We start from the raw sequence: 18,397 nt of genomic DNA on the forward strand, positions 1-18,397 counted from the left end.
ATGTGTATAAGAGACAGGGTGCGGCGGGAGGAGCCGCACTGGGTGCCCCGGGCACGGTGACCCGGAAACCGTTGACGATCGCGTCGGTGGCCTCGGCGGCGGGGACCACCTGGTCGACGCTGGTGGTGACGGCCAGCGACACCAGGTACTTGTCCGGCCCTGCGGTGGCGATGACGTGGCGCCGCGAGGTGTTCAGCGTCATGTTGTTCTCGCGGTAGGTGCCCTCGATCAGCGCCGACGGCATACCGCCGAAGTCGGCGAGCGATGCGTCGGTGCTGCGCCAGGCGGGCAGCTTCTGGCTGTCGATGAAGCCGTGGCTGATCGCCTCTTTGGGGTCGAAGTCCCCGACGAGCTTGTACACCACGACTTGGGCGTTGGAGGTGTACAGCCCGTTGCCGCCGACCCGGTCCGCGATGACGGCGAACGCGTCGGGCACGTTCGGGTCGGGGACGTGCGCCCAGCCGCGTGGCATCGGAAGCACGATGTTGAGGGCCTTGAAGTCGCGGCTGTTCTGCGGCTCGAGCTGCACGCCCTTGTCGGCGAAGAACTCGGTGAGGGTGCCCGAGGTGGCGGGCGTGATCGTCGCGACCGGCGGCGCGGGGACGGGTGGGGCGACCAGACCAGGCGATGCGGCTGCGGGCGCCCCCGCAACGGTGCCGGCGGGAGCCCCGGCGGCGGTGCCGGCCGGTATTCCTGCGGCGGCGGCCGGTGCGGGCGCTGCGACACCCGCCTGCGCCGGCGCCGCGATACCGGCCGGAGCGGTGGCGGAACTCACACCCTGCTGGGTGAGGGGCTGTGCGTTCGGCGCGACGGTGACGGTCTGCGTGACCGTGGCGGGCGCTGGTTGCGGCGGTTGCGGAGCGAGAGGTTCGGCCGATGCGGTCGTGCCCGCGAAGCCGAGGACGCCGGCGGTGGCGGCGGCCACACCTGCGGCCAGAATCCGCCAGCGAGGGGCGATCTCGATCATCTGCGTCGGTCCTTCCGAACAGCACGGGGAGGGTCAGGCGCTGACTGTATCCACCGGCGAACCACGGCCACCACCGTCGGAATCGACCTGCAACCGTGTTCTGACTTCCCCGCAATGGAACCGAGACCGACCCGTGGCCGGAGAACCGCGGATAGGCGTGCTTATACCCTGTTCACGTGACAGAAGCGCCGACCACAGACACCCCGCAGCACCGTTACACCGCGGAGCTGGCCGGGCAGATCGAGCGCACCTGGCAGCAGCGGTGGGCCGACGCGGGGACTTTCAACGTGCCGAACCCCGTGGGGTCGCTGGCGCCGACCGACGGTTCGCCGGTGCCCGCCGACAAGATGTTCGTCCAGGACATGTTCCCGTACCCCTCGGGCGAGGGCCTGCACGTCGGGCACCCGCTGGGTTACATCGCGACCGACGTCTACGCCAGGTACTTCCGGATGACCGGGCGCAACGTGTTGCACGCCTTGGGGTTTGACGCGTTCGGGCTGCCTGCGGAACAGTACGCCATCCAGACCGGGACGCATCCGCGCATCCGGACCGAGGCCAATATCGTCAACTTCAAGCGTCAGCTGGGGCGGCTGGGCTTCGGGCACGACCCTCGACGCAGCTTCGCCACCACCGACGTCGATTACTACAAGTGGACGCAGTGGATCTTTCTGCAGATCTACAACGCGTGGTTCGACCGGGACGCGCAGAAGGCCCGGCCGATCGCGGAGCTGATCGAGCAGTTCGAAACCGGGACCCGAGCACTCGACGACGGCCGGGCCTGGTCGGAGCTCTCGACGTCCGAGCGCGCCGACGTCATCGACTCCTACCGGTTGGTCTACCGGGCCGACTCGCTGGTGAACTGGTGCCCGGGGTTGGGCACCGTGCTGGCCAACGAGGAGGTCACCTCCGACGGGCGCAGCGAACGCGGCAATTTCCCGGTGTTCCGGAAAAGGTTGCGGCAGTGGATGATGCGCATCACCGAATACTCCGACCGCCTGCTGGACGATCTCGAACTGCTGGATTGGCCGGAGAAGGTCAAGACCATGCAGCGCAACTGGATCGGCCGCTCGACCGGTGCGGCGGTCCTGTTCGACACCGACGCCGGCGACATCGAGGTGTTCACCACCCGGCCGGACACGCTGTTCGGCGCGACGTACATGGTGCTGGCGCCCGAGCACGAACTCGTCGACAGGCTGGTGGCCGATGCGTGGCCCGCCGATGTCGACGAGCGCTGGACGTACGGCGCGGCGACGCCGGCCGAGGCAGTGGCCGCCTACCGTTCGGCGATCGCGGCGAAGTCGGACCTGGAGCGTCAGGAGAACAAGACCAAGACCGGCGTGTTCGTCGGCGCGTACGCGACGAATCCAGCGAACGGACAACGGGTCCCGGTGTTCATCGCCGACTATGTGCTGCTGGGGTACGGCACCGGGGCCATCATGGCGGTGCCCGGACACGATCAGCGTGACTGGGAGTTCGCCAACGAGTTCGGCCTGCCCATCGTGGAAGTCGTTGCCGGCGGCGATATCTCGGAAGCCGCGTACACCGGCGACGGCGAGATCGTGAACTCCGACTTCCTCAACGGGTTGAGCATCGCCTCGGCCAAGGAGGCGATCACGTCGCGTCTGGCGGAAGCGGGCCGCGCCCAACCGCGCGTCGAATACAAGCTGCGGGACTGGCTTTTCGCGCGGCAACGGTATTGGGGGGAACCGTTCCCCATCGTCTACGACGCCGACGGCCGCGCGCATCCGCTGCCCGAGTCGGCGCTGCCGGTCGAGCTGCCCGACGTTCCCGACTACTCGCCGGTGCTGTTCGATCCCGACGACGCCGACAGTGAACCGTCACCGCCGCTGGGCAAGGCCACGTCGTGGGTGAACGTGGAGCTGGACCTCGGCGACGGGCTCAAGCCCTACACCCGCGACACCAACGTCATGCCGCAGTGGGCCGCGAGCTCGTGGTACGAGCTGCGCTACACCGACCCGCACAACCCGAACGAGATGTGCGCCAAGGAGAACGAGGCCTATTGGATGGGGCCGCGTCCGGACGAACACGGCGCGCAGGACCCGGGCGGTGTCGACCTCTATGTCGGCGGCGTCGAGCACGCGGTGTTGCACCTGCTGTACTGCCGGTTCTGGCACAAGGTGCTGCACGACCTCGGGCACGTCACCTCCCTCGAGCCGTACCGCAGGCTGGTGAACCAGGGCTACATCCAGGCGTTCGCGTACACCGACTCGCGCGGTGCGTACGTCCCCGCAGCGGAAGTCGTTGAGCGGGAAGGGAAGTTCTACTGGGACGGTCCCGACGGTGAGATCGAGGTGTTCCAGGAGTTCGGCAAGATCGGCAAGAGCCTGAAGAACTCTGTGTCGCCGGACGAGATCTGCGACAACTACGGCGCCGACACCCTGCGGGTGTACGAGATGTCGATGGGCCCGCTGGAGGCGTCGCGGCCGTGGGCCACCAAGGACGTCGTCGGCGCACACCGGTTCCTGCAGCGGGTGTGGCGGCTGGTCGTCGACGAGGAGACCGGCGACACTCGCGTCGTCGAACACGAGGCCATCGACGACCAGACGCTGAAGTTGTTGCACCGCACCATCGCCGGCGTGTCCGACGATTACAGGAACCTGCGCAACAACACCGCGGCGGCCAAACTCATCGAGTACACGAACCACCTGACCAAACAGGGCGTGACCGCGCGTGCGGCGTTGGAGCCGCTGGTGTTGATGGTCGCGCCGCTCGCCCCGCATCTGGCCGAGGAGCTGTGGCGACGACTGGGCCACGACCAGCCGCTGGCGCACGGGCCGTTCCCCGTGGCCGACCCGCAGTACCTCGTCGAGGACACCGTCGAATACCCCGTGCAGGTGAACGGGAAAGTGCGCGGACGGGTGACGGTCGCGGCGGACGCGGACGCCGAGACGCTCGAGGCGGCCGCGCTGGCCGACGAGAAGGTGCAGGCGTTCATCAACGGTGCGACACCGAAGAAGGTCATCGTGGTGGCGGGCCGCCTGGTCAACATCGTCGTGTGAATCTGACGACGCTCAGAGCGCCCGAACCGTCGCCGGATTCACAAACGGCGGGAGCTACTTGCGGGGGCGGACCACGACCTCGTGCAGATGGGCGTCCTGCGGCGTGTGCACCGCGTCGGCGATGACCTTCGCCACGCTTTCCGGGCGCAGGAACCGCGACGGGTCGTATTCGCCGCCCTCGTAGGCGACCAGCCCCTCCTGCATCGCGGTGGCGATCCGACCCGGATGCACCGACGTCACCCGCAGCGCCGGTTCGTCGTTGCGCAGCGAGTCGGCGAACGACCGCAACGCGAACTTGCTCGCCGAATACGAGGCAAGACCCGGCGAGGCGTTGATACCCGACCCCGAGTTGACGAACAGCACGTGTCCGCGCGCGGCCCGCAACGCCGGCAGCAGCGCGAGCGTAAGTGCCACCGCCCCAATGACATTGACGTCCATGGTGGCGCGCCACTCGTCGACGCTCGACTCGGCGACCCGGCCCGGGAACGCCACACCCGCGTTGTGGATCAGCACATCCAGCTCGACGATCGGCTCAACCGCGGCCTCGATCCCCGACACATCGGACAGGTCGATAGGCCACGTCGTCGCACCGAACTCCGCGGCCACCTCGTCGAGCGCGGCCGACGGTCGCCCCGCCAGGAACAACGTGTGACTGTCGGCGAGCGCGCGGGCAATCGCCGTACCGAGCCCTCGCGAGGCACCCGTGATCATCGCGGTCGGCATGTCGAAACCCTACCGACCTGCGTTTCGCGGCGAACCGTCGCATCATGGACACGATGCCCATCGACCACAGCTTCGCCCCCACCCAGCTCGCGGCCCGCGCCGCGTACCTGCTGCGGGGCAATGACCTGGGCACGATGACCACGGCCGCCCCGCTGCTGTACCCGCACATGTGGAGCTGGGATGCGGCGTTCGTGGCGATCGGGCTGGCCCCGCTGAGCGTCGAGCGCGCCGTCGTCGAACTCGACACGCTGCTCTCGGCGCAGTGGACCAACGGGATGATCCCGCACATCGTCTTCGCCAACGGCGTGGACGGCTACTTCCCCGGCCCAGCGCGCTGGGCCACGTCCGCGCTCGCCGCGCATGCACCGCGCAACCGGCACACCTCCGGTATCACCCAGCCGCCGGTGCACGCGATCGCCGTGCAACGCATCCTCGATCACGCCCGCACCCGGGGCCGGTCCACCCGCGCCGTCGCCGAGGCGTTCCTCGACCGGCGCTGGTCCGACCTGGTCCGCTGGCACCGCTGGCTCGCCGAGGCCCGCGACCCCAAGGAGCACGGCCGGGTCACGCTGTATCACGGCTGGGAGTCCGGCATGGACAACTCGCCGCGTTGGGACAGCGCCTACGCCAACGTGATTCCGGGCAATGTCCCCGAATACCAGCGCGAGGACAACACGATCGTCACCGACGCCACCCAGCGCCCCTCCGACCTCGAGTACGACCGCTACCTGTGGCTGCTCGAGGAGATGAAGTCGGCGCGCTACGACGACGAATTGCTGGCCAAGGTCATGAGTTTCGCGGTCGAGGACGTGTTCGTCTCGGCGATCCTCGCGGTGGCCTGCGACGTGCTGGCCGAGATCGGCGAAGACTACGGCCGACCGCGCGCCGACGTCCGCGACCTCTACGCGTGGGGCAAGCGGTTCCGCGAGGGAGTCATCGACGCCACCGACGAGAGATCGGGTGCCGCAAGAGATTTCGACCTCAGGACCGGCAAGCGGGTGGCCACCGAGACCGTCGCGCAGTTCGCCCCGCTGCTGTGCGGCGGGCTACCGCACGACAAGGAACGCGCCCTGGTGAAACTCCTCGAGGGCCCGCGGTTCTGCACGCATCCGGACCTGAAGTACGCCAGCATCCCATCGACGTCTCCGGTGTCGCGGGACTTCCGGCCGCGCGAGTACTGGCGCGGACCCGTGTGGCCGGTGATGACGTGGCTGTTCTCCTGGTGCTTCGCACGCCGCGGCTGGGCCGAACGCGCCCGTCTGCTGCGCCAGGAAGGTCTGCGCCAGGTCAGCGACGGCACCTTCGCCGAGTACTACGAACCGTTCACCGGCGAGCCGCTGGGCAGCATGCAGCAGTCGTGGACCGCGGCCGCGGTCCTGGACTGGCTGGGGTGAAGGGGCTACTCGGCCAACCGCTCGAGCGGGTCGATGGCCTTGGTCAGCGTCTCGAGGTCTTCCGGGCTGAGCTTCGCCAACAGGCTGGCCAGATGCGCGCGCCGCACCTCGAGGGCCTCCTGGTGCTGGGCGCGGCCCTCCGGCGTGATGTCGACGAGCACCGCACGCAGGTCAGACGGGTCGCGGGAGCGTTTGACCAGGCCCAGCTTCTCCAGCCGGCGGATCGCAACGGTCGTCGTGGGCGTGCGCACGCGTTCGTGGGCGGCCAGATCGGTCATCCGCATCGGGCCCTGCTCCAGCAGGGTCAGCAGGATCGACAGCTGGGCCAGTGTGAGGTCACCGGCGTCATTGCGGCTGGTGTCGCTGCGCCGCAGGACGGAGAAGACCCGGGAGAGAACCCGCTGCAGTTCTCCTGACAGCTCCGCGACCTGCGGTTCGACGACTTCCGCCATAATTTCGGCAGTCTAACCTGTCATCCGGTGCCACGATGCGTGACGGACGCGTTAGTTCAAACTCGTGCGTCAGAGCACCTGCGACAGGAACCGGTGCAGGCGTTCGGTCTCGGCCGCCTCGAAGATCTGCTCCGGCGGACCGGCCTCGACCACCTTGCCGTAGTCCATGAACACCACCGCGTCCGACGTCGACCGGGCGAAGCCCATCTCGTGAGTCACCACGACCATCGTCATCCCGTCGGCCCCGAGGTCGGCGATCAGCGCGAGGATGCCCTTGACCAACTCGGGGTCGAGCGCCGACGTCGCCTCGTCGAAGAACATCACCTGCGGCGCCATCGCCAAGGCCCGCGCGATGGCCACCCGCTGCTGCTGTCCGCCCGACAGCGTCGTCGGCCGCACGTCGGCCTTGTTGCGCAGGCCGACGCGGTCCAGTTGCGCCAGTCCGAGCTCGCGGGCCTCGTCGGCGCTGAGCCGTTTGAGCTTGCGCGGGGCGAGGGTCACGTTGTCCAGCACGCTGCGGTGCGGGAACAGGTTGAAACTCTGGAAGACCATCCCGATGCGCTGACGCAACTGGTCGGGGTTGTCGCCGAGCACCGAACGACCGTCGAGCAGGATGTCGCCGCGGTCGGGTTCGTACAGCCGGTTCAGCGTTCGCAACAGCGTGGACTTCCCCGACCCGGACGGCCCGATCACCGCCGTCGTGGTGCCCGCGGGCACGTCGATGTCCACTCCCTGCAACACCGGGTTCGGACCGAACGCGAGATGGATGTCGCTGGCGCTCAACGACACCGGATCAAAACTGGTCGCGCTCATCAGATCATCTCCTGGGACGCGGCCACCGGAAGCGGGTCCTCCTCGGAGGGTTTACGCCCGCGGCGCAGCCGGTTGTCGATGTAATTGACCAGATGCGTCAGCGGCACGGTCAACAGCAGGTAGAACAAGCCCGCGGCCACCAGCGGCGACAGGTTGCCGGTCTGGGCGTTGAGGTCGCGCCCGACCTGGAACAGCTCACGCTGGTTGGCCACCAGACCCAGGAAGTACACCAGCGACGAGGCCTTCAGCAGTGAGATGAACTGGTTCATCAGCGCCGGCAGCACCCGCCGCACACCCTGTGGAACCACGACCAGCCGCATCGACGAGGTGTACGAGAAGCCCAGTGCGCGTGAGGCTTCCAGCTGACCCGGCTCGACGCTCTGGATGCCGGACCGGAAGATCTCACCGACGTACGCCGCGGCCATCAACCCGAGCGCCGCAATGCCCAGCGGGTAGGGGTTGTTTCCGGTCAGACCGCCCACGACCGGGCCGACCCCGAGACCGATCAGCAGGATGATGACCACCTCGGGCAGGCCGCGGAAGATATCGGTGTACACCCGTGCGGGCCAGCGCAGCCAGCGGTGCCGGGAGATCCCCGCGACCGCCAGCAGCATGCCAAGCACCAGTCCGATGACGGCGGCGCTGACGGTCAGGATCAGCGTGTTCGGCAGCCCGGTCTTGAGCAGATCCGGAATGGCCTGGCGGTACAGGTCCCAGTTGAGGAACGCGTCCTTCAGTTGCGACAGCGCCGATTTCGGGGCCGCCGGTCCGGACGGCGCCTGTTGGTTCTCGGCGGCGATCGCGTTGAAGTCCGGCAGCTGTGGCGGGGGAGCGGCTTTCGAACCCGGCTTCCATCCGGGCGGCAATGCGCGGGGTACCCACTCCGAGTACAGCCGCGCCCAGGTGCCGTCGGCGATCACCGCGTCCAGCCCGGAGTTCAGCGCGTCGATCAGCGGCCGGTTCTCCTTGGCCACCGCCCAGGCTACGAAATTGTCCAAGCTGAACGTGTTCTCGATGATCTCGGCCGGGTCGCCGGGCTGCACGGTGCCCGACGCCTGCTGCGACGGCGCCACCCACGCATCGATCTGCCGTGTTTTCAGGCTCGCGTAGACGGTGTTGTAGTCGGGGTATTTGACCGGCTGCAGGCCCAAGGTGTCGATGACGTAGGACTCCTGCACGGTGCCCTGCACCACGCCGATGCGCTGCCCCGGGCCCAGCTTGTCGAAGCCGGTGATCGGCGATCCGGTGGGCACGACGAGCGAAAAGTAGCCGAAGTCATAGCCGTTGGTGAAACCGACCGTGCGGCGCCGCGGCTCGGTGGTGGTGATCGACGAGGACCCGACGTCGAAGCGTCGCGCCGCGACCTGAGCCAGCAGGCCGGAGAACTCGGTGCCGACGAAGTTGATCCGCAGGCCCAGTTTGTCGGCGACAGCGCGCAGCACCTCGTTGTCGAATCCGGTGAACTGCCCGGCGGAGTTGATGCAGATGCTCGGCGGCGCATCCGACAGGGTGCCGACGGTCAGGGTGCCGGGCTGGATCAACCCCAGTGCGTCGACGTTGATCGCAGACAGAGGTTCGACGCCCGGGGTGGTGTAGCGGTCTTGCTCGGGGCCGGTCGCCGCTGCGGCAAGATTGGTCGGCAGCGCGCTGGCGCTTTCGACACCGGGTGGTGCGCACTGGTCGACGTTGGCGTGCGCGGGTCCGGCCAGGCTGACGCCGATCATCAGCACCGCCACGAGCACAACGGCGGAAGTTCTGCAGAGCCGCACGAACGGGGTCATCTGTGCAACGTAACCGGCAACGGCGCGGTCACGCCGACTTGGGCTCGATCAGAACGCCACCGATGAGGCGCCCGCGCCGCGCAGCACTCCCCGTCGCACCAGCTCGTTCACCATGATGCGGCCCATCGTCTCGCTGCGGGACACACACGCGGTGCGTGCGGCCTCCTCGTCGCCGCGGCCGATCGCGGCGGTCTCGTCCTCGTAGTACGGCAGCATCTCGTCGTGGTCGCTGAGGTACTGAACCCAGAACGCCCGAGGTGTGAACGCCTGCACCGACCGGATCAGGGCCGTCAGCCGCGGGCCCGCGTACTCGTCGGTGATCACGGTGCGGTACTGCCAGGCCGCGTCATAGAAGGCGCGTGAGTCACGGGTACTGCGCAAGGTGTCGGTCAACGCGCCGAGTCGGCCCACGGCGCGGTGCCCCGGATCGGCGGCGGCGCGCGCGGACGCCATGCCGGTCAGGAAGCCGTGCAGTTCGTGGTGTTCGAGCACAAACGCTTCGTCGAATCGCTCGACGAAGGCGCCGCGGTGGTACCGGGTGGACAAGATGCCGTCGTGTTCCATCTGCACGACGGCCTCTTGAATCGGCACGCGCGACAACCCGAGTTCCTGTGCGATCTCGTTGCGGTCGATCCGATCGCCCGACCGCAGTTTGCCGGTCAGGACCAGGTTCACGACGTGCGCGACCACAAGGTCTTTTTCCTTGACCCCATACTTCTTGGGCATGGCGGCGACAGTCTCTCACTAACCACGCCCCACCGGGAGGGGTTACGCCGCTTCAGCCGCCTTCATTTCGGCGGCGGTCGCGCCACCGCACCAAAGCCTCGGCCTCGGACAGGTCGTAGTCGGGTCCGTTGACCCCCACGGTCAGCATCGTGACCCCGAGTGAGGCCAGCGCCTCGGCCTCGTCGATCAGGGCCTCGGCCGTCTTGCCCGACACGCCGGCCGAGCGTTCGATGGCCTGCGGGTCGCGACCCACGTCGGCGCAGTGTCCGGCCAAAACCTCGGCCTTGCGCGGGTATTCGCTGCTGTCGGAGAAGCTGTGCCAGATGTCGCCGTACTCCGCGACCAGGCGCAGGGTCTTCTTCTCACCGCCGCCGCCGATCAGTACGGGGATGTCGCGGGTGGGTTGCGGATTGAGCTTGGCAAACCGCGATGTGATGCGGGGCATGGCCGCGGCCAGGTCGTCGAGCCGGCTACCTGCGGTGCCGAACTCGTAGCCGTACTCGTCGTAATCCTTCTGCTTCCAACCCGAACCGATGCCCAGGATCAGGCGGCCGTCGCTGATGTGGTCGACGGTGCGCGCCATGTCGGCCAGCAGCTCGGGATTGCGGTACGAGTTGCAGGTGACCAATGCACCGATCTCGATGCGCGACGTCTGCTCGGCCCAGGCGCCGAGCATGGTCCAGCATTCGTAGTGGGCGCCGTCGGGATCGCCGTAGAGGGGAAAGAAGTGGTCCCAGTTGAAGGCGACGTCGACGCCGAGGTCCTCACACCGTCGGACCGCGTCGCGGATAGGGCTGTACTTCGGGGAATGTTGCGGCTGCAGTTGCACGCCGATGCGGATTGGGTAGCTCACGACGTATCTGTAACCCAGATCACGCCGGGATATTCCCGTTCGCGAAACCTCGGGCGGATTCGCCTACTCGGCGAGCACCGATCGCAGGATCTCGATCAACTTGCGCGGTTGATCGCTCTGCACCGAGTGGCCGGAGTCCTCGACGATCTGTACATCCTTGAATCCCGGTGCGCGACGGGCGAACTCGGCCGCATCATCGTCGTTGACGAAGAACGAGTTGGCGCCGCGCACCAACGTCGTCGTCACTTCCAACCGGGGGACGTCGTCCCACAGCCCCTCGAACCCCTCACCCTTGCGCATCTCGTCATAGCGCCAAGTCCACGTGCCATCCTCGAGTCGGCGGGCATTGTGGAACACCCCGCGCCGCAACGACTCCCGATCGCGGTGTGGCGCCGCGGCGACCGTCTTCTGCAGCATCGCGTCGAACGAGGGGAAGATGCGGTCACCCTGCACCAGGGCGACCGTGCCCTTCTGGGCGTCGGTCATCTCGGTGTGTCGCTCGGGCGCCGACGGCGTCACGTCGACGAGCACCAGCCGTCGCACCAGGTCCGGCGCCTCCACGGCCAGGCGCAACGCGGTCAGCCCGCCCAACGACATTCCGACGACGAGATCGGCCTGCGGAGCCAGTGAACGCACGACGGGTTCGATCGCGACGGCGTTGCCCTTCGGCCCGTAGTCGCCGTCCTCACGCCACGCCGATCGGCCGTGTCCGGGCAGGTCGACGGCGAGCGCCGGTTCACCGAGGCCGACTATCACGGTGTCCCAGGTGTGCGCGTTCTGACCGCCGCCGTGCAGGAACACCACCCGCGGCGACGCCGCGCCGAACTTCAGCGCGCTGATGGGCCCGGAGTCGATGCGCTCGGCGCGCGGCACCGCCTCGACCCCGGCCTGCCGCGCGTTCTCCTCGAGGAAGATGAACTCGTCGAGCGCTGCCAGTTCGTCGTCTGCGGATATCTCGCTCACGGGAAAAACCCTACAAAACGCGAAATGTGGAGCCCCAGCGGCGGGACTCCACATTTCGCGGTTAGAGAGTTAGCCCTCGATGAAGGTCTCGAGCTGCGCCCGGGCGATGTCGTCCGGAAGCTGCTTGGGCGGGCTCTTCATCAGGTACGCCGAGGCCGCCTCGACCGGACCGCCGATGCCGCGATCCTTGGCGATCTTCGCCGCGCGCACGGCGTCGATGATGACGCCGGCCGAGTTCGGCGAATCCCACACCTCGAGCTTGTACTCCAGGTTCAGCGGCACATCGCCGAATGCGCGGCCCTCGAGCCGGACGTAGGCCCACTTGCGGTCGTCGAGCCAGCCGACGTGGTCGGACGGGCCGATGTGGACGTCCTTGGTCTTGAACTCGCGCTGCAGGTTGCTGGTCACGGCCTGGGTCTTGGAGATCTTCTTCGACTCCAGCCGCTCACGCTCGAGCATGTTGAGGAAGTCCATGTTGCCGCCGACATTGAGCTGCATGGTGCGGTCGAGTTGCACGCCGCGGTCCTCGAACAGCTTGGCCATCACGCGGTGCGTGATCGTCGCGCCGATCTGGCTCTTGATGTCGTCGCCGACGATCGGGACACCGGCGTCGGTGAACTTCTTCGCCCACTCGGGGTCGGATGCGATGAACACCGGCAGCGCGTTGACGAACGCCACCCCGGCGTCGATCGCGCACTGGGCGTAGAACTTGTCGGCCTCCTCCGAACCCACCGGGAGGTAGGACACCAGGACGTCGACCGCGGCCTCCTTGAGGGCCTTGACGACATCGACCGGATCGGAGTCGGAGACCTCGATGGTGTCGGCGTAGTACTTGCCGATTCCGTCGAGCGTCGGGCCGCGCTGCACGGTGACGTTCAGCGGCGGCACATCGGCGATCTTGATGGTGTTGTTCTCCGACGCGAAGATCGCCTCGGACAGGTCGAAGCCGACCTTCTTGGCGTCGACGTCGAAGGCGGCGACGAACTTGACGTCGCGCACGTGGTACGGGCCGAGGCGCACATGCATCAGGCCGGGCACGGTCGCCGTCTCGTCGGCATCGTGGTAGTACTGCACGCCCTGTACGAGCGACGACGCGCAGTTGCCCACGCCGACAATCGCGACCCGCACCTCTCCGTTGGATGACATGACGACTCTTCCCTTCGTAATCCCTGTCGTACTTGGTTCGGTTCTGCCTAGGGCTGCACTGTGTTGTCTGAGCGCCCTTGGCTCAGACGCTCCGCCGCTATCAACTCGTTGAGCCATTTAACTTCGCGCTCGCTCGACTCCAGCCCGAGCTGATGGAGCTGCCGGGTGTAGCGGTCGATCGAGCTGCTAGCCCGCGCGACGGCTTCACGCAGACCCTCGCGGCGTTCCTCCACCTGACGACGACGCCCCTCCAAGATCCGCATCCGGGCCTCGGCCGGGGTGCGGTTGAAGAAGGCGAGATGGACACCGAATCCGTCGTCGGAGAAGTTCTGTGGGCCCGTGTCGGCCACCAGCTCGGAGAAGCGCTGCTTGCCCTTCTCGGTGAGCTGGTAGACGCGCCTGGCCCGACGCATCTTCGGGGTGCCGTCCGGCGCCGCGTCCTCGACGATCAGTCCGTCGTTCTGCATGCGCCGTAAGGCCGGATACAGCGATCCGTACGAAAATGCGCGGAAGGCGCCGAGCAACCCCGTCAATCGCTTGCGAAGTTCGTAGCCGTGCATCGGCGATTCCAGCAGGAGTCCCAGGATGGCCAGTTCGAGCACCGTGGGCACCCCCCTCCAAAATCGCAGATCGTTCGTTACGGCGGTCCGACACCTCGCACCATAGTATCGCGCCGATATATTCGGCGCGAACTTCGGGTGACCGCCGGGCGAACGCCCGGGCGTCAGCCGGGGTAGTGGATCTGCTTGACCCGGCCGTCGCCGGCCAGCTCGATGTATCCGCTGCCGAAGTCGCTGGAGACGTAGATGTCGACCGCCACGGCCCCGGGGGTCGTCGGGTCGGTGCTCGGATCGATGGTCAGGTAGGTGCTCGTGACCTCGTCGGGTTTGATGCCGAGCGTCTCGGGCGCCCCGCGCAGCACGCCCACGACGGCCTTGGCGTCGAACTTGCTCAGGTCCACCTCGACGGCGTCGCTGGTTTTGGAGCTCGACGAGGGATCGTCCCAGCCGCCGCGATAGGTGTAGTTCAGCTCGCGGCGTTCCTCGGTGGGATCGGGCCGGGTCAGCGACGCGTAGTCCGGATAGACGGTGAGACGGTAGCCGTTGGTGTCGCCGAACCGCTGCTTCATCTGCTCGATGAGCCCCGTCAGCCCGCCGAGTGAGTGCAACTGTTTGGGCGGCGTGAGCACCACGGGCGTGATGCCGTCGGATTTGGCTCCCGGATCGGAGGTGAAGTTCAGCGGTGACGGGGTGTTGCCGTACAGGCCCCAGCCGATCGCGATGCCGAATACCACCAGCACGCCGGCCACCGCGAGGCGCAGCCCCCAGCCGTTGCCCGCCATCGGCAGCGACCGCGGCTTCTTCAGCGCGGGCAACTGGACCGGGGCGTTGTTGGTCTGGAGGTCGGCCACCAGCGCCTGCAGTTCCCCGAGCGTGGTGGCGGTGGTCGCCGCCTTGACCCGTTCACCGTGCTCGGTCATCGACAGCTGGCCTTCGCTCAGCGCGCTGTCGAGGATCTGGCAGGTGTCGTTGCGGTCGCTGTCCTTCGCCCGCGTCCCCGATGTTTGCCGTGTCGCCACGTCGATGATCGTAGAAGTACTCAGCGGATGAGACCCTGCGAAGTCATCACGGCCAGTAGCGATCCGTCACGGCCGCGCAGCGAGCCGTAAGCCGAGACGCCTCCGCTGGCGACCGAGCCACGCGCCTCGAGCAGCCGCCACGAGGTGGACGGCACCAGGTGCGCGCCGGGCTGCCACACCAGGCTGAGGTCGAGGCTCAGCAGCCATGCGTCGACGAATCCGCTGACCTTGCCTGGTGCGTCGAAGAGGTGGGCGTCGGCGTGCAGCACGTCGGCGATCTGCGGGTGGGGCAGTGGGTCCGCCTCGGTGTCGCCGCTGTCGGCGCTCACCCACAGCGCGACCTCCGGGCGGCGGTCGGCGAAGCGGGTGAGGCTGGCCGGATAGTCCACTCCGCGGCGGTGGGCGAACCGCAGCGACGGGTACTCCTCGCCGATCCAGTCCAGCGCGGGCGCCTCGTCCGGCGTCGGCAGCGGGTTCATGTAGCGCTCGAAGGGGACGGGTGCATCGACCGACGGCGGACCCAGCCAGCCGTCGGCGAACCAGCTGCTCGCGATGAGGATCGTGCGGTCGCGCTGGCGGATGGTCGCCTCGACGGCCGCGGCGGTGCGGCCGCCGCGGATGCTGCGGACCTCGAGCTCGAGCGGCCCGGGTGCACCGGCGTCGACGAATGTCACCGAAAGCGACGCCGCCGCCGGCCGGCCGCTGTGCGCGAACATCGCCGCGAGCGCGAGCGCGGAGGTATAGCCGCCGAAGGCCCGGCCGTCGAAGCACCACCGTTCGGGAAGCTCGCGGGTGAATCGGCTCGAGCCTTCACCGGCGGGCCCACCGTCGAGGGCGAAGTCGCGCCCGTCCAGCATCGGAGTCTCCTGAGGTTTGCGCACGGCCGATCGCCGCTGCCGTCGGTCCAGATCAAACACCTTAGAGAGGGGCGTGACCGTGCCGTCGCGCTCCGGTAGTCGCATCGCCGACGTACTCTGGTCATCGTGCGATTGCAGCGACAGGTGGTGGACTACGCACTTCGGCGACGGTCCCTGCTGGCCGAGGTCTATTCGGGACGCACCGGTGTCTCGGAGGTCTGCGACGCCAATCCCTACCTGCTGCGCGCCGCCAAATTCCACGGCAAACCCAGTTCGGTGACGTGCCCGATCTGCCGCAAGGAACAGCTCACCCTGGTGTCGTGGGTATTCGGTGACCATCTTGGCCCGGTATCGGGTTCCGCGCGAACGGCCGAGGAGTTGGTTCTGCTGGCGTCCCGATACGACGAGTTCTCAGTACACGTGGTGGAGGTATGCCGCACCTGCAGCTGGAATCATCTGGTGAAGTCATACGTGCTCGGCGCGGTCCCACCCCCCAAGGGATCACCCGGCACTCGGACCGCGCGCTCTCGTGCGCGCACGGCCAGTGAATAGCGAAGGGCGCCACGACCGGTCAGTCAACGATGTCCGATCCGGACACGGGGCTGATGGCGTGAGGGCGCCGAAACCCAAGCAATCCCAGGGCGGGGGTGCGCACCGCCCGGCTCCCGACGTGCCGCAGCGCCGCCCGCAGCCGGATTCGCGGACCCGTCCGCTTCCGCCCGACGATCGGCACACCTCGATTCTGCCGCCGGTGCGCGAGGCGCGACCGCCACACCTGCGCGACCCCGTCGACGTCGTCAAGGCGGCGTTGGACGGCACGCCGGCACGTAAACCACCGTCGCCCCCGCCACCGCCGCCCCGACCACCGGGCGGCGGCGGACCGCCGAGCGGTCCGTCGGGACCACGGCGCGGGCTGCCCGACCAGATCAACTGGAAGTGGGTACGACGCGGCGGGCTCATAGCGGCCGCGGTGTTCATCGTGCTGCCGATCATCACGTTCGCGATGGCGTACATGATCGTCGACGTCCCCAAACCCGGAGACATCCGCACCAACCAGGTGTCGACGATCTTGGCCAGCGACGGCAGCGAGTTGGCGAAAATCGTTCCACCCGAGGGCAATCGCGTCGACGTCAACATCGACCAGATCCCGGTGCAGGTGCGCAACGCGGTGATGGCCGCAGAAGACCGCGACTTCTACTCGAACCCGGGCTTCTCCTTCACCGGTTTCGCACGCGCCATCAAGAACAACCTGTTCGGCGGCGACCTCCAGGGTGGCTCGACGATCACCCAGCAGTACGTCAAGAACGCGCTCGTCGGTTCGGAGCGCTCGGGCGTCGGCGGCCTGATCCGAAAAGCCAAGGAGCTGGTCATCTCGACGAAGATGTCCGGCGAATGGTCCAAAGACCAAGTGATGCAGTCGTATCTGAACATCATCTATTTCGGTCGCGGGTCGTACGGCGTCGCCGCGGCGTCGAAGGCCTACTTCAACAAGCCGGTCGAAGACCTCACCGTCGCCGAGGGTGCGCTGCTGGCCGCGCTGATCCAGCGGCCGTCCGGGCTGGACCCGGCGGTCAACCTCGAAGGCGCCACCGCACGGTGGAACTGGGTGCTCGACGGCATGGTCGAGATCGGCGCCTTGTCCCCGCAGGAGCGTGCGGCGCAGGTGTTCCCGGCGACCGTCCCGCCCGACCTGGCGCGCTCGCAGAACCAGACGACGGGACCGAACGGGCTCATCGAACGGCAGGTGCAGAAGGAACTGCTCGAACTGTTCGACATCACCGAGCAGACGCTGAACACCGAGGGCCTGCAGATCACCACGACCATCGACCCGAAGGCGCAGAAGGCGGCCGAGGAGGCCGCGCAGGATTACCTCGAGGGCCAAGACCCCGACATGCGCACCGCGATCGTGTCGATCGACCCGCGCACCGGCGGGGTGAAGGCCTACTACGGCGGCAGCGACGCCAACGGATTCGACTTCGCCCAGGCCGGTCTGCCGACGGGGTCGTCGTTCAAGGTGTTCGCGTTGGTCGCCGCCTTGCAGCAGGGGATGGGCCTGGGCACCCAGGTCGACAGTTCGCCGCTGGAGGTCGACGGCATCAAGATCACCAACGTCGAGGGCGCCGGCTGCGGCACGTGCAACATCGCCGAGGCGCTCAAGCGTTCGCTGAACACCAGCTACTACCGCCTGATGCTCAAGCTGAAGAACGGCCCGCAGGACGTCGCCGACGCCGCACACCAGGCCGGTATCGCAGAGAGCTTCCCCGGCGTCGACCACACGCTGTCCGAGGACGGCCAGGGCGGCCCGCCCAACAACGGTGTCGTGTTGGGGCAGTACCAGACTCGGGTGCTCGACATGGCGTCCGCGTATGCCACGCTCGCGGCCTCGGGGGTGTACCACAAGCCGCACTTTGTGCAGAAGGTCGTCAACTCCGAGGGTGAGGTGTTGTTCGACGCGTCGCAGCAGGACAACTCGGGTGAGCAGCGGATCGAGAAGAAGGTCGCCGACAACGTGACCTCGGCGATGCAGCCGATCGCCGCGTACTCCAACGGCCACGCGCTGGCGGGCGGGCGGCCGTCGGCGGCGAAGACGGGCACCAACCAGCTCGGCGATACCGACAGCAACCGCGACGCCTGGATGGTCGGTTACACGCCGTCGCTGTCGACCGCTGTGTGGGTCGGCACGACCGAGGGCACCAAGCCGCTCGAGACCAAGTGGGGTTCGCCGGTTTACGGTTCGGGTCTGCCGTCCGACATCTGGAAGGCGACCATGGACGGTGCGCTCGACGACACCGACAACGAGTCGTTCCCCAAGCCCGAGGAGATCGGCGGGTACGCGGGTGTGCCGCAGGCGCCGCCGCCACCGTCGTCGACGGAGGCCCCGCCGCCCACCCAGCCCTCGGAGACCGTCATCCAGCCGACCATCGAGGTGGCGCCGGGCATCACGATTCCGTGGGGTCCGCCGACCACCGTTCCCGTCGCGCCGCCGCCGCCCGGTGGCGTCGCGCCGGGACCCGCGCCAGGACCGGCGCCGGTTGGAGCACCGCCCGCACCTGTCGGAGCACCCCCGGCGCCCGGTGCGCCGCTGCCGCCTCCGTGACCGACGTGGGGGGCGAAGAGACAAGC

At 67.9% G+C, this 18,397-nt stretch carries 16 protein-coding genes; 4 read left to right on the forward strand and 12 right to left on the reverse strand.

Translation table 11 applies throughout. The annotated features are described in order from the left end of the window. Positions 1 to 967, reverse strand: a 967-nt coding sequence (locus tag A5752_RS06310; RefSeq protein ID WP_067083416.1) for an LpqN/LpqT family lipoprotein, incomplete at its 3' end; no start/stop codon positions are given. A gap of 176 nt (positions 968 to 1,143) precedes the next feature. Here A5752_RS06310 and leuS point away from each other — a divergent pair. Beyond that, the gene (leuS, locus tag A5752_RS06315; RefSeq protein WP_067083418.1) at positions 1,144 to 3,987 is read left to right on the forward strand and encodes a leucine--tRNA ligase; all 2,844 of its coding nucleotides are present in this window, start codon (positions 1,144 to 1,146) and stop codon (positions 3,985 to 3,987) included. A gap of 54 nt (positions 3,988 to 4,041) precedes the next feature. Here the strand turns inward: leuS and A5752_RS06320 are convergent, their stop codons facing one another. Further along, positions 4,042 to 4,710 carry an SDR family oxidoreductase gene (locus A5752_RS06320; RefSeq protein ID WP_067083420.1) on the reverse strand — a complete coding sequence of 223 codons (669 nt, stop codon included), beginning with the start codon at positions 4,708 to 4,710 and terminating at the stop codon, positions 4,042 to 4,044. A 53-nt stretch (positions 4,711 to 4,763) separates the two neighbouring features. Here A5752_RS06320 and ggh point away from each other — a divergent pair, with 53 nt between their 5' ends. After that, positions 4,764 to 6,104 carry a glucosylglycerate hydrolase gene (gene ggh, locus A5752_RS06325; RefSeq protein ID WP_067083496.1) on the forward strand — a complete coding sequence of 447 codons (1,341 nt, stop codon included), beginning with the start codon at positions 4,764 to 4,766 and terminating at the stop codon, positions 6,102 to 6,104. A 5-nt stretch (positions 6,105 to 6,109) separates the two neighbouring features. On the opposite strand, the gene A5752_RS06330 is transcribed toward ggh, so the two are convergent. The 10 genes from A5752_RS06330 to A5752_RS06375 all read right to left on the reverse strand — a co-directional run bounded on the left by A5752_RS06330 (position 6,110) and on the right by A5752_RS06375 (position 15,274). After that, a complete protein-coding gene (locus A5752_RS06330) occupies positions 6,110 to 6,556 on the reverse strand; it encodes a MarR family winged helix-turn-helix transcriptional regulator (RefSeq protein ID WP_067083421.1) in 447 nt (148 codons plus the stop codon). Positions 6,557 to 6,625: 69 nt separating this feature from the next. Beyond that, positions 6,626 to 7,369, reverse strand: coding sequence for an amino acid ABC transporter ATP-binding protein (locus tag A5752_RS06335; protein WP_067083423.1), 744 nt, complete (start codon positions 7,367 to 7,369; stop codon positions 6,626 to 6,628). Continuing rightward, positions 7,369 to 9,093: an ABC transporter substrate-binding protein/permease gene (locus A5752_RS06340; RefSeq protein ID WP_502686676.1), complete on the reverse strand. Its 1,725-nt coding sequence runs from the start codon at positions 9,091 to 9,093 to the stop codon at positions 7,369 to 7,371. Before A5752_RS06340 ends, A5752_RS06335 begins: the two co-directional genes overlap by 1 nt. Positions 9,094 to 9,198: 105 nt before the next feature. After that, on the reverse strand, positions 9,199 to 9,876 hold the full coding sequence (locus tag A5752_RS06345) for a GntR family transcriptional regulator (protein WP_067083424.1): 678 nt from the start codon (positions 9,874 to 9,876) through the stop codon (positions 9,199 to 9,201). Between the two features lie 52 nt (positions 9,877 to 9,928). Beyond that, a complete protein-coding gene (locus A5752_RS06350; RefSeq protein WP_067083426.1) occupies positions 9,929 to 10,729 on the reverse strand; it encodes an LLM class F420-dependent oxidoreductase in 801 nt (266 codons plus the stop codon). Positions 10,730 to 10,792: 63 nt separating this feature from the next. Then, positions 10,793 to 11,692 carry an Rv0045c family esterase gene (locus A5752_RS06355; protein ID WP_067083427.1) on the reverse strand — a complete coding sequence of 300 codons (900 nt, stop codon included), beginning with the start codon at positions 11,690 to 11,692 and terminating at the stop codon, positions 10,793 to 10,795. 69 nt (positions 11,693 to 11,761) lie between these two features. Beyond that, a complete protein-coding gene (locus A5752_RS06360) occupies positions 11,762 to 12,838 on the reverse strand; it encodes an inositol-3-phosphate synthase (protein ID WP_067083429.1) in 1,077 nt (358 codons plus the stop codon). 47 nt (positions 12,839 to 12,885) lie between these two features. Continuing rightward, the gene (locus tag A5752_RS06365) at positions 12,886 to 13,440 is read right to left on the reverse strand and encodes a PadR family transcriptional regulator (RefSeq protein WP_064346166.1); all 555 of its coding nucleotides are present in this window, start codon (positions 13,438 to 13,440) and stop codon (positions 12,886 to 12,888) included. Positions 13,441 to 13,562: 122 nt separating this feature from the next. Then, complete coding sequence (locus A5752_RS06370) at positions 13,563 to 14,417, reverse strand: DUF1707 SHOCT-like domain-containing protein (RefSeq protein WP_067083431.1); 855 nt, start codon at positions 14,415 to 14,417, stop codon at positions 13,563 to 13,565. A 20-nt stretch (positions 14,418 to 14,437) separates the two neighbouring features. Next, on the reverse strand, positions 14,438 to 15,274 hold the full coding sequence (locus A5752_RS06375; protein ID WP_067083500.1) for a thioesterase family protein: 837 nt from the start codon (positions 15,272 to 15,274) through the stop codon (positions 14,438 to 14,440). A 126-nt stretch (positions 15,275 to 15,400) separates the two neighbouring features. Here A5752_RS06375 and A5752_RS06380 point away from each other — a divergent pair, with 126 nt between their 5' ends. Both A5752_RS06380 and A5752_RS06385 read left to right on the forward strand, forming a co-directional pair. Continuing rightward, a complete protein-coding gene (locus A5752_RS06380; protein ID WP_064421324.1) occupies positions 15,401 to 15,826 on the forward strand; it encodes a DUF5318 domain-containing protein in 426 nt (141 codons plus the stop codon). A 118-nt stretch (positions 15,827 to 15,944) separates the two neighbouring features. After that, a complete protein-coding gene (locus A5752_RS06385; protein WP_067083433.1) occupies positions 15,945 to 18,371 on the forward strand; it encodes a transglycosylase domain-containing protein in 2,427 nt (808 codons plus the stop codon). Positions 18,372 to 18,397: the final 26 nt, after the last annotated feature.

Source organism: Mycobacterium sp. 852002-51961_SCH5331710 (assembly GCF_001665535.1).
Taxonomy (GTDB): domain Bacteria; phylum Actinomycetota; class Actinomycetes; order Mycobacteriales; family Mycobacteriaceae; genus Mycobacterium.